The organism is Micromonospora sp. NPDC003776 (genome assembly GCF_053605645.1).
This window is the reverse complement of the sequence record NZ_JBSGJR010000197.1, coordinates 1-10,797: the sequence shown is the minus strand read 5'-3', so window position 1 is coordinate 10,797 and position 10,797 is coordinate 1. Positions and strand designations below refer to the sequence as shown.

The 10,797-nt window shown below is 75.3% G+C and carries 14 protein-coding genes; 2 read left to right on the top strand and 12 right to left on the bottom strand.

What is annotated here, in order from left to right; genetic code table 11:
• Nucleotides 1–69: 69 nt before the first annotated feature.
• The 5 genes from ACWEVO_RS17635 to ACWEVO_RS17615 form a co-directional block, all read right to left on the bottom strand.
• Nucleotides 70–1,686 carry a hypothetical protein gene (locus ACWEVO_RS17635; RefSeq protein ID WP_452308601.1) on the bottom strand — a complete coding sequence of 539 codons (1,617 nt, stop codon included), beginning with the start codon at nucleotides 1,684–1,686 and terminating at the stop codon, nucleotides 70–72.
• 99 nt (nucleotides 1,687–1,785) lie between these two features.
• Entirely contained in the window at nucleotides 1,786–2,631 is an 846-nt protein-coding gene (locus tag ACWEVO_RS17630) for an LLM class flavin-dependent oxidoreductase (protein WP_452308600.1), read from the bottom strand.
• A gap of 29 nt (nucleotides 2,632–2,660) precedes the next feature.
• Nucleotides 2,661–3,035, bottom strand: a complete 375-nt coding sequence (locus tag ACWEVO_RS17625) for a VOC family protein (RefSeq protein WP_452308599.1) — start codon at nucleotides 3,033–3,035, stop codon at nucleotides 2,661–2,663.
• Complete coding sequence (locus ACWEVO_RS17620; RefSeq protein ID WP_452308598.1) at nucleotides 3,032–3,682, bottom strand: TetR/AcrR family transcriptional regulator; 651 nt, start codon at nucleotides 3,680–3,682, stop codon at nucleotides 3,032–3,034. The genes ACWEVO_RS17625 and ACWEVO_RS17620 overlap by 4 nt, the downstream gene beginning before the upstream one ends.
• A 42-nt stretch (nucleotides 3,683–3,724) precedes the next feature.
• A complete protein-coding gene (locus tag ACWEVO_RS17615) occupies nucleotides 3,725–4,717 on the bottom strand; it encodes a tyrosine-type recombinase/integrase (protein WP_452308597.1) in 993 nt (330 codons plus the stop codon).
• 118 nt (nucleotides 4,718–4,835) lie between these two features.
• Here ACWEVO_RS17615 and ACWEVO_RS17610 point away from each other — a divergent pair, with 118 nt between their 5' ends.
• Nucleotides 4,836–5,846 (top strand): helix-turn-helix transcriptional regulator, encoded by a 1,011-nt coding sequence (locus ACWEVO_RS17610; protein WP_452308596.1) that lies wholly within the window; start codon nucleotides 4,836–4,838, stop codon nucleotides 5,844–5,846.
• Nucleotides 5,847–5,852: 6 nt separating this feature from the next.
• On the opposite strand, the gene ACWEVO_RS17605 is transcribed toward ACWEVO_RS17610, so the two are convergent.
• The 5 genes from ACWEVO_RS17605 to ACWEVO_RS17585 form a co-directional block, all read right to left on the bottom strand.
• Entirely contained in the window at nucleotides 5,853–6,278 is a 426-nt protein-coding gene (locus ACWEVO_RS17605; protein ID WP_452308595.1) for an Hsp20/alpha crystallin family protein, read from the bottom strand.
• Between the two features lie 74 nt (nucleotides 6,279–6,352).
• On the bottom strand, nucleotides 6,353–6,862 hold the full coding sequence (locus ACWEVO_RS17600) for a GNAT family N-acetyltransferase (RefSeq protein WP_452308594.1): 510 nt from the start codon (nucleotides 6,860–6,862) through the stop codon (nucleotides 6,353–6,355).
• A gap of 32 nt (nucleotides 6,863–6,894) precedes the next feature.
• Nucleotides 6,895–7,416, bottom strand: coding sequence for a DUF2087 domain-containing protein (locus tag ACWEVO_RS17595; RefSeq protein ID WP_452308593.1), 522 nt, complete (start codon nucleotides 7,414–7,416; stop codon nucleotides 6,895–6,897).
• A gap of 72 nt (nucleotides 7,417–7,488) precedes the next feature.
• A complete protein-coding gene (locus tag ACWEVO_RS17590) occupies nucleotides 7,489–8,058 on the bottom strand; it encodes a cysteine hydrolase family protein (protein ID WP_452308592.1) in 570 nt (189 codons plus the stop codon).
• Between the two features lie 40 nt (nucleotides 8,059–8,098).
• On the bottom strand, nucleotides 8,099–8,626 hold the full coding sequence (locus ACWEVO_RS17585) for a MarR family winged helix-turn-helix transcriptional regulator (RefSeq protein ID WP_452308591.1): 528 nt from the start codon (nucleotides 8,624–8,626) through the stop codon (nucleotides 8,099–8,101).
• Nucleotides 8,627–8,694: 68 nt separating this feature from the next.
• On the opposite strand from ACWEVO_RS17585, the gene ACWEVO_RS17580 reads away from it, so the two are divergent.
• Nucleotides 8,695–9,933: an MFS transporter gene (locus ACWEVO_RS17580; protein ID WP_452308590.1), complete on the top strand. Its 1,239-nt coding sequence runs from the start codon at nucleotides 8,695–8,697 to the stop codon at nucleotides 9,931–9,933.
• A 10-nt stretch (nucleotides 9,934–9,943) separates the two neighbouring features.
• On the opposite strand, the gene ACWEVO_RS17575 is transcribed toward ACWEVO_RS17580, so the two are convergent.
• Both ACWEVO_RS17575 and ACWEVO_RS17570 read right to left on the bottom strand, forming a co-directional pair.
• On the bottom strand, nucleotides 9,944–10,339 hold the full coding sequence (locus ACWEVO_RS17575; protein WP_452308589.1) for a cupin domain-containing protein: 396 nt from the start codon (nucleotides 10,337–10,339) through the stop codon (nucleotides 9,944–9,946).
• Between the two features lie 27 nt (nucleotides 10,340–10,366).
• A partial coding sequence (locus ACWEVO_RS17570; protein WP_452308588.1) for a DUF4232 domain-containing protein occupies nucleotides 10,367–10,797 on the bottom strand: 431 nt, incomplete at its 5' end.

Sequence of the window (10,797 nt, the reverse complement as noted above, 5' to 3'; positions counted from 1 at the left end):
GCCGGCCGCCGCTCACCCGTCGAAGCCGGACCTGCGTCCCGCAGGCGCCGGCCCGCCGACCGGGCGGGCTCAGGGCGCGGCGGTGGTCGTGGCGGTAGCGGCCTCCTGCCAGTCGTTGCCGTCGTAGGTGGCGGTGAAGGTGCTCGGGCCGGTGACCGTGTACGTGGCGGTCAGCCACGCGCCGTCCGGCACCGACCCACTGGTCAGGAACTGGGTGCCCGCCGAGGTGGTGACGGTGACGGTGACGTACCGGTGCCCGACCGTGGGGCCGAGGGTGACCGCCACCGTGCCGTAGGTGCTGCCGCGCTTCTTCTTGACCGGCTGGAACGCCACCGCCAGGGTCGTGGGGAGCTTGTCGGCCTGGAAGGTGGCGGTCCCGTCGGCCCGGGCGTGGGACTCGTCACCCGGGAAGTGCGCCCGGTACGTCCAGGTGCCGCTGCGGGGCGTCGCGTCGCTGAACGACACGCTTCCGCTGGCGTCCGTGGCGAAGGTGCCCAGCAGGGTGCTGTCGTACGGCTGCTCCCGGTAGACCTGCACAGCCGTGCCGGCGGGGGCGGGTGCGCCGCCGAGCAGCACCTGAGCGGTGAACGTGGCCGACCGGGTGGTGTAGCCGCGCGCCGGGCCCGTCACCGTGGCGGTGCCGGGTCGCAGGCCGATCCGGTCGACGTACCGGCCGACCGGCGCCCAGAGGCCCTGGGAGCCGATGGTCACCCGGCCGGCGTCCGCGTCGAACGCCATCCCGCGCTGCACCGGCGTGCGCTCCGGCTCACCGACGAAGTCCGCGGTCCGCAGCGGCGTCGGGGTACCGCGGGCGAACAGGGCCACCTTGTAGTCCTGCCCGTTGCACATGGTCACCAGGCGGCTGCTGTCGGCGGACCAGGCCACCGAACGCGAAGAGCAGGTCGTCGGGTAGAGCATGACCGGGCTGAGGTCGGAGGTGGTGAAGGTCTGGATGCCGCCGACGTCCACCCCGGTCAGCGCCACCTGGCTGCCGTCCGGGGAGACGGCCAGGTCGGCGGGGTTGGCCATGCCGAGCTTGCGGCCGGCGACCCACCGGACGGTGCCGTCGCTGACGTCGAGCATGGTGACGCTGACGGTGTGCACCAGGTAGTCGGTGGCGAACACCCGCCCGGGCAGGCCCGGCGAGGTCGCGATGATCGGCTGGTACCACGACCACTCCGGCGGCGACAGCGACACCGCGCCCGTCCGGGTGTCGAGCACACCGACGCCGGTCGGAGTCGGCGGGAGGGTCTGGTCGGAGTAGTGCAGGCAGTCGAAGGCGAAGGCGACGTAGGGGCCGGTGGGCGCGACGTCACCGGGGCAGATGTCCGCCCCGACGTCGTAGCGGGCGGTCACGGCGAGCGTGCTGGTGTCCACGGCGGCGATCTGCCGGTCGTTGGGCAGCCCGACCCACAGCGTGCGGCCGTCCTGCGCCATCCGCAGCCCGACGGCGCGGCCGACGCCGTCGACCCGGCGGGCGGAGGTGGCGCCCGCGTCGACGACGAGCACGCCCGACTCGACCGCGCCGACGAAGACCCGGCCGCCGTCCGGGGTGCCGGCCATCGTCCAGATGGTTGGCGCGTCGACCGGTACCGCGGCGTGTGCCGGCGGGCCCGGGGCGACCAGCATCGCGGCCGCGAGGACCGCCGCGGTCAGCAGGATGGATGTCCGGTGTCGTGTCCCCATGGTCCGCCCCTTCCGACGGCACGACGCACCTGTTCGGGCTCAGCATCGGGCAGCCGCCCGTCGGGCGCAAACGCTGGGCCGATGTGGAGGGTCGCCGGCTCAGCGCAGCGGCCCGCGGGCCACCGCCGCGCGCATCTCCGCCGGCTCACCGGCCGGCACGTACTCCAGCCACCAGGTCGCCCCGGCCGCGGCCAGGTCGGTCAGGTACGCCCGCTCGGCCCGCTCGTCGGCCCGCCGGCGCCGCCCACCGATCGCCACGTCGAACGGCTGCCCGTCCGCGCGGGTGGCCGGCAGGGCGGCGGCCAGCTCGTGCACCTCGTCGGGGGTGAGATCGGCCCAGTCGTCGGTGTCAGTCAACTTGTACGGCACGATCCCGTCGGCGCGGGCGGCGCGGCGCAGCACCGCCTTCGCCTGGATGCTGCCGCCCACCCAGACCGGCACCCGGGGCGACTGCACCGGCGCCGGTCGCAACCTCACCCCGTCGGCCCGGTAGTACGCGCCCCGGTGGTCGACCCGTCCCCCGCCCAGCAGGCCGACCAGCAGGTCGAGCCCCTCGTCGAGCATGGCCGCCCGGGTCTTCAGGTCGGTCTGCTCGCCGAACGCGGCGAGTCCCCGGTCGCCGGGATCGCCGACGCCGACCGCGACCCGGGCCCGGCCACCCGACAGGTGGTCGAGGGTGAGCACCTCCCGGGCGAGCTTGGCCGGCCGGCGCCGCGGCAGGGCGGTCACCGTGGTGCCCAGGACCACCCGGTCGGTGCGGCCGGCGACCGCGGCGAGCACCAGCCACGGGTCGAAGGTCGGCAGGTCGTCGCCGCCGTAGTGGATCAGGTAGTCCTCCAGGAAGACCCCGTCCCAGCCGGACCGCTCGGCCAGTTCGCCCAACTCCACCAGGGTGGACACCGCCAGCGCGGCGCCCCCGCAGGAGATCTCCAGCCCGTGTCGCATTCCGGCACGCTACGACCCGGGTACGACGCTCACGCCGCGGACATCACCTCGTAGAGGTTCCCGGACTCGTCGCGGAAGAACAGGCCGCGGGCGCACAGTGGATGGTCGGTACGCCCGTTGTCGGGCGCCCCGGGTTCGCTGCCGTACGGCACGCCGCCCTGGCGCAGCCGGCTGAGGATCGCGTCGAAGGTGGCCGGGTCGACGTCGAAGGCCAGGTGGTGCCCTTCGGGCGCGGGCACGCTCATGAAGTCGAGGGTGAGCTGCGCGTTGACGCGTACCGGGGCGAAGTGCCCGTGCCGGCCGGCGGGTGGCAGCACCGGCAGGCCCATCACCTCGGCGAAGAACCGGGCGGCGGCGTGGTGGTCGCGGGCCGGGACGATGGTGTGGTTGAGGGTGACGGTCACCGGCTCGCCTCCTCGGCGGTCGTGATGAGGGCGCCGTGCAGGAACAGGTCGACCAGCTCGGCGGGGGTGGGCGGGTCGTCCGCCAGTGGGCCGCGGCCGGGCAGCAGGACGGCGAGGAACAGCGCGGCGAGCCGGTCGGCGGGCAGTCGCAGCTGGTCCTGCTCGGGAGCGAGCAGGGCGGTCACGGCCGCCCGCACGGCGGCTGTCGACTGGTCCCGGCCCGACGGCGCGTCCTGCGGGCCGTGGTCTGGGTGGGCGTGGGCGTCCCGGCGGGAGCGGCCGGGGCGGCCGGCGGTGTGGGCGGCGGCGAGCACCGCCCCGAGTCGTTCCAGGTGGGCGCGCAGGGCGGTGGCCGCGGCGGTGAGCCGGTCGGCCAGCGGCTGGTCGAGCTCGACGGCGGCGAGTTCGGCGAGCGCCGTGTCGGGCCGCAGCGCCTCGGCGACCACGGCGTCGAGCAGTGTGCCCTTGTCGGGGAAGGCGCGGAAGACGGTCGCCTCGCCGATGCCGGCCGCCCGGGCGACCTGGGCGGTGGTGACCGCCGCGCCGTGCGTGGCGAGCAGCGGCAGCGCAGCCCGCACGATCATGGCCCGACGCTGGTCCGGGCTCATCCCCGGCGCGCGGCGCCGGGGTGGGTTGGTGTCGGTCATACCGACGAGGATGCGGAGTGAGCACTCACTCCGTCAATCGGATTATCCGCGCCGACGCGCCCGGGCCGCCCAAATGACGTACGCGGGATCGCGGTCGAGGTTGTGCCGGTCCCGGTCGTAGCGGCGGGTGGTACGCGGATCGGCGTGCCCCATCGCGTCCTGCACGTCCTCCAGCGGCACCCCCTCGGCGCGGGCCGTGGTGGCGAACGCGTGCCGCAGCGAGTGCGGCGACAGCTTCGCCCAGGCGGGGATGCCGGCGACCTGGGCCAGCCGACGGACCAGCCGGAACACGGCGTGCCGGTCCAGCCGGGCACCGGTCGCGGTGACCAGCAACGGCCCGGTCAGCTCGGGCACCGTCACGCCCTGCGCGGCGGCCCGGGCGGCCAGGTAGGCGTCCACCGCGTACGCGGTGCCGGGAGTCAGCGCCCGCCGGCGTACCTTGCCGCCCTTGCCGACGAACCGGACGCTGCGGTGCCCCCGCTCGGCGCCCAGGTCGGCCAGATTCAGGGAGATCAGTTCGCCGACCCGCAGCCCCAGGTCCGCCAGCAGGGCGATGGTGGCCCGGTTGCGGGGCGCCGTCGGGCCGGTGTCCGCCTCGGCGGCGGCCAGCAGCGCGTCCACCTCCTCCGGGGTGAGCCCGACGGTGGCGGAGTGGTCCCGGTCGATGCGGGGACGGTCGGCGCCGGCGACCGGGTTGGCCTCCACCGCGCGCAGCTTGACCAGGAAGTCGTACCAGCTGGACAGGGCGGACAGCCGGCGGGCGACGGTGGCGGGGGTGAGCGGGCGGCCGCTGCGCACGCCGAGGGTGGACTCCAGCTCCCGGCCGTAGGCGTTCACGTCCAGGAAGCTGACCCGCAGCGGATCCAGCCCCCGGCCGGCGCACCAGCTCAGCCAGCCGGCGACGTCCCGCCGGTACGCGTCCCGGGTGTGCTCCGACAGCCGCCGGTTGCGCAGCCACGCCTCGGTGAAGTCGGTCGGCCCGCCGGGCAACGCGGGGCGGGCCGCGGCGCGGGGCAGGACCTCGGGACGCAGCATGTGCGAAAGACTCTCAGTCTTCGGGAGGAATCGCGACGAGGCGCGCCCGACGGAAGTCCGGCGGACGTCACACCGGGCCCACCGGGAGCCGACCGTCGGCGCGGGTTACCGTCACGGCGTGCGTGCCAGCCGCCTGGTCTCCCTGCTGCTGCTCCTGCAGACCCGGGGGCGGATGACCGCCCAGGAACTCGCCGACGCCCTGGAGGTGTCGGTCCGGACCGTCTACCGGGACGTCGAGTCGCTGGGCGCCGCCGGCGTGCCGGTGTACGCAGACCGCGGGCCGGCCGGCGGCTACCAGTTGCTGGAGGGCTACCGGACCCGGCTCACCGGGCTGACCGCGCCCGAGGCCGAGGCGCTGTTCCTCGCCGGGATGCCCGGCCCGGCCGCCGAGCTGGGGCTCGGTCCGGTGGTGGCGGCGGCCGAGCTGAAGGTGCTCGCCGCGCTCCCCGACGAGCTGGCCGACCGGGGCGGCCGGATGCGGCAGCGGTTCCACCTCGACGCGCCGGGCTGGTTCCGGCATCCCGAGCCCACCCCGCACCTGGCGGCCCTGGCCCGCGCGGTGTGGGAGGACCGGCTGGTGCAGATGCGCTACCGGCGCTGGCGGGCGCCGCGCGAGGTGAGCCGGGTGGTGGCCCCGCTGGGCGTGGTGCTCAAGGCGGGGCGCTGGTATCTGGTGGCCCGCTGCGAGGAGCAGCTGCGCACCTACCGGGTCGGCGCGGTCCTGGACGTCGTGCTCTCCGACGAGCGGTGTCCCCGGCCGGCCGACTTCGACCTGGCCGGGTACTGGCGGGAGTGGACCCAGCGGTACGAGCGGAACGTCTACCGCGGGGCGGCGCGGGTTCGGATGACGGTGGCCGCGCTGGAGTTCATGCCGTACGTCTTCCCGCCCGAGATGAGCCGGGCGGCCCGCGCGGCGGCCGGCGAGCCGGACGAGGACGGCTGGCTGGAGACCACCGTGCCGATCGAGTCGGTGAAGCACGCCCACACGGAACTGCTCAAGCTCGGCGCCGAGGTGCAGGTGCTGGAGCCGGCGGAGCTGCGTGACCGGCTCACCGCCACCGCGCACGCCCTGGCCCGGCTCTATCCGCGACCAGCGACGGGGGCGTCCGAACCGGACGCCCCCGGGTGACCCCCGTCAAGCGCTGATCTGCTTGCGGCCGTTGCCGTTGGCGGTGACGCTGATCCGGCGCGGCTTGGCCCGCTCGGCGATCGGGATGCGCAGGGTCAGCACCCCGTTGTCGTACCCGGCTTCCAGCTTGTCGGTGTCGAGGGTGTCGCTGAGGAACAGCTGCCGGGTGAAGGTGCCCATCGGCCGCTCGGCCGCGACGAGCTCCACCTTGTCGCCGGTGGGCCGGCGGCGCTCGGCGCGGACGGTCAGCACGTTGCGCTCCACCGTGCAGTCGATGCTGTCCGGGTCGACGCCGGGCAGGTCGAAGGCGGCGTAGAAGAAGTCGCCGTCGCGGTAGGCGTCCAGGTGCATGACCGCCGGCCGGGCGGTCGTGCCGAAGAACTGCTCGGCGAGCCGGTCGATCTCCCGGAACGGGTCGGTACGCATCAACATGGTCGTGCCTCCTCGGTTCTCCTGGCCGAAGGTGTCAGGTTGAGTCTGAGTGACTCAACTTCCGATTTCTTGTTTTAGCGCGCCGCGACGGCGTCGTCAACCCGGCCCGGCAGGAGCTTCTCGAACCAGTGCTGGGCGTACCGGTCGTGGTTGTAGGCCGGGATCTCGGCGTAGCCGTGCCGGGCGTACAGGGCGCGGGCCTCGACCAGGTCGCTGCGGGTGTCCAGCCGGATCCGGTCCGCCCCGGCCGTCCGGGCTGCCCGCTCGACGGCGGCGAGCAGGACGGCCCCGCCGCCGGCGCCGCGGTGCGCGGGACGCAGGTAGACCCGGGTCAGCTCCGCCCAACCGGGCCGCCGGCGCAGGCCGGCGCAGCCGGCGAGTCGCCCGCCGTGGTGAGCCAGCAGGAGCAGCCCGGTGGGCGGCACCAGGTCGTCGCTGGGTGATTCGGCGAGCGCGGCGTCCACCTCGCCGGGGCGTTCGGGCCGGCGGTGCCAGCGGCGGACCATCTCGGCGAGGTATTCGCGCAGCAGCAGGGCCGCCTCGGCGGTGTCGGGCCGGGTCGGGGTGGTCGTCCAGGTGGTCACCGTCTGATCCTCACCGGCGGGTCAACGGCTTTTCAGGGCCGCCAGTAGACGCCGTCGGCGCGGGTCAGGAGCAGCTCGTCCACCAGGTAGCGGCGCAGCGAGACATGGTCGGCCTCGCCGCCCTCGCACCACGCCCGCAGCGCGTCGTCGACGGCCCGCTCGGGGTATCGCTCGCCCGGTTTGAAGGACCGCTCGGTGATGTGTTCCAGCAGCACCCGCCGCCGGCCCCGCTGGGCGGGCAGGCGGGTGAGCCGCCCGTCGCGGACGAAGGTGCGCAGGATCTTCTCCCGTGGGTCGGCCGCGGCGGTCGGGGCGGCCGGCTCCGCGGTGCGGGCGAGCTCCCGCAGCCGCTCCCCGTCGACCCGCAGGGCCGTCGGGTCCTCGGCCACGATGCCGGCCTCGACGAGGCGACGGACGGCGGTGACCGCGTCCCGCGGGGAGAGCCCGGTCCGCGCCACGACGGCCGGGACGTCCCCGGCGCCGAGGGTGATCGCGGCGAACACCGCACGGCGTCGGTCGTCGGCGAGCGCACCCGCCAGGGCCTGGGAACTCATGACCGGCAGCCTGCCAGCCCCGTCACCGGGGCCGCCAGGCGTTTTTCCCTCGGGACGGGTCGCCGGCGGGGCTCACACCTCGGCGGGGGCGGCGGCGAACTCGACGTCGGCGGTGTCGACCGTGCCGGCCGTGCGGCCGGGTGCGCTCTGGTCCTGCCAGTAGAGGTTGGTGTGGGCGACGACCTGCGCGGGCGGAGGCGCTCCGTAGGCCGTCAGATCCACGGTGGTGTGCGCGTCGGCGACCAGGGTGACGTCGTAGCCCCGGGTGAACGCGCCGTGCAGGGTCGAGCGGACGCAGGCGTCGGTCTGCGCGCCGGCCACCAGGAGCCGGCCGACGCCGCGCCCGGCGAGGACGCGCTCCAGGTCGGTGTCCTCGAAGGAGTCCCCGTAGGCCTTGTGCACCAGCGGCTCGGTGTCGCGGCGCGCCAGCTCCGGCACGTACTGCCACTGGTCGCTGCCCTGGCGCAACCCCTCGCTGTGGTGCTGGACCCAGACCACCGGCACCTCGGCGGCGCGGGCCCGCTCGACCAGGGCGGCGATGTTGGCCACCACCCGGTCCCGGTCGTACGCCTGCGCCACGACCCCGTTCTGCACGTCGATGACGAGCAGCGCGATGTGTGGGCGGTCGACGAGCGTGGCCATGGATGCCTCCCGAGGGTGCGCCTGGCGATCCACGACCAACCTAGACCGGCCCACCGACATTCGGGGTCGGCGCGGCGCTCGGTCGCTCGGCGGCCAGGGTGACCCGGCGCAGCAGGTCGGACAGGAGTCGCCGCTCCGGCGGGGTCAGCGCGCCGAGCACCCGGTGCTCCTCGTCGCCCACCACGCCGATCGCCCGCCGCCAGTAGGCCCGGCCGGCGTCGGTGAGTTCCACGTCGATGCGCCGCCGGTCGACGGTGGACGGGATGCGCCGCACGAAGCCCCGGCGGACCAGCGCGTCCACCCGGGCGGTGATCGACGCGGGTGCCATCCGCAGGTCGGCGGCGATGTCCGAGGGGGCCGCCCGGCCGCCCCGGCCGGCGAGGGCGTGCAGGGTGCCGTACTCCTTCTCCTGCAGGTCCAGCTCGGCCAGGGCCCGGTCCTTCACCTCGCGCAGGTGGCGGGTGAGCAGGGACATCCGCACGACCGCGCCCTCGACGTCCGGGTCCAGGTCGGGCAGGACGGGCAGCCAGCGCGCGACGTGCTCGTCGACGGGATCACGCTCGGTCACCCGACCACCGTACGACGTCCACAAAATATTCGTTGTCGAAATATTCGACGTCGAAGTATCCTGCTCCGGTGACGACGCATCCGCTCCGCCTCCCGGCGTTCCGCCTGCTCTTCCTCGGCCGCACCGTCTCCGCCCTCGGTGACGCCGTCGTGCCCACCGCCCTGGCCCTTGCCGTGCTCCGCGCGACCGGATCCACCACGGCCCTCGCCGTCGTGCTCGGCTGCGCGATGGTGCCCCGGCTGCTGCTGCTCCCCCTCGGCGGCGTGGTCGCCGACCGGTTCGACGCCCGACGCGTCGCGCTCGCCACCGACCTGGTGCGCTGCGCCGCCCAGCTCGTCGTCGGCGCCGAACTGCTCGGCGGAACCCCGTCCCTGCTCCACCTCGCGGTGGCCTCCGCCGTCGGCGGCGCCGCCTCCGGCTTCGCCATCCCCACCGCGTCCCCGCTGGTCGCCGGCACCGTCGAGGTCGACGGCCGGCAGCGGGCCAACGCCCTGATGGGGGTCACCGCCAACGCCAGCCGGCTGGCCGGCCCCGCCCTCGCCGGGCTGCTGATCTGGACCGCCGGGCCCGGTTGGGCGTTCGTCCTGGACGCCGCGTCCTTCGCCGTCAGCGCGGCGCTGCTGGCCGTCATCCGGGTGCGGCACGTGCCCGTGCCGCACCGGTCGCTCCGCGCCGACCTGGTGCACGGCTGGCGTGAGGTCCGCTCCCGGGACTGGTACTGGAGCAGCCTGATCGCCCACGGCGTGTGGAACGGGGCCGCCGCGGTGCTGCTCACCGTCGGCCCGCTGGTCGCCGTGGACCGCCTCGGCGGCGAGGGCGTCTGGGTGCTGCTGCAGCAGGCCGGGGCGGTCGGCCTGCTGGCCGGGTCGCTGGTGGCCGCCCGGGTCCGCCCGGCCCGGCCGGTGCTGCTGGGCAACCTCGCGCTCGCGGCGTACGCGGCACCGCTGCTGCTGCTCGCCGCCGCCGCGTCCGCCCCGGTGGCCGTGACCGCCTACTGCCTCGCGCTGACCGCGCTGGGCTTCCTCAACCCGGTCTGGGAGACCGTGGTCCAGGGACAGTTCCCGCCGGAGGTGCTGGCCCGCGTCACCTCCTACGACTGGCTGATGTCGCTGGGCGCCATGCCGCTCGGGTACGCCCTGGCACCGCTGGCCGCGCACGCCTGGGGGGCACCGGCGCCCCTGGCGGTGGCCGGGGTGCTGGTCCTGGTCGCCTGCGTCGGCACCGCCGCCGTCCCCGGCGTACGCCGGGTCGGCTGGCCGGCGAGCGCCCCGACCGGCCCCGTGCAGCAGGTGCCGGCGGGACGCTGACCCGCACCGGTCAGAGCCGGTGACCAGTGGTGGCGTCCACGTGGCCGGGCACCTCGTCGTGCCGGTCACCGACGCTGGACGTCCCGGACGGCTCGAACATCAGGATCGACGCGCCGTCCGGGGCGGACGGCCGGTGCTCGACCCCGCGCGGCACCACGTACACCGCGCCGCGCGGCAGCACCACCTCCCGCTCGGCGCCGCCCTCGCCGTCGCGCAGGGCGATCCGCAGCTGCCCGTCGAGCACCAGGAAGAACTCGTCGGTGTTCTCGTGGACGTGCCAGACGTGCTCCCCGGCCACCTTGGCGATCCGGACGTCGTAGTCGTTGACGGTGGTGACGATGCGCGGGCTCCACAGCTGGTCGAAGCGCGCCAGGGCGGCGGCCAGCTCGACAGGTTCGTCTCTCATGCACCGATCCTCGCGCACCGTGGACGGTCAGCCCGCCCGGCCCGTGGTGCCCGGCACCACCGGGTGCACCTCAAGCGCCGAGCAACTGTCGGTGGTCCAGGGCAGCCGCACCGACCGGGTCTCGTCCGGCGGGGTGACCAGCAGCGCCGCGTACGGCGCGCACGCCCCGCCGTCGCCGACGCGGAAGGCCGACGCCTCGACCAGGGCCGAGGCCAGCCCGCCCGGGGCGAGCAGCACCCGGGTCGGCTGGTCGCCGCGGATGCCGCCGAGGTAGCCGTGCGGGGTCCGCTTCGCGTGGGCCAGGGTCTTCCCGGCGCGGTCGAGGCCGTCGACACCCGGGTAGCCTCGCAGCCAGCAGGCCTGGTCGCCACGGTTCTGCAGGATGAGCGGCACGCCCCGGTGGCCGGTCCCCGCGGACTCGTCGCCGAGGAGCAGGTCCAGTTGCGCCGCCGTGCACC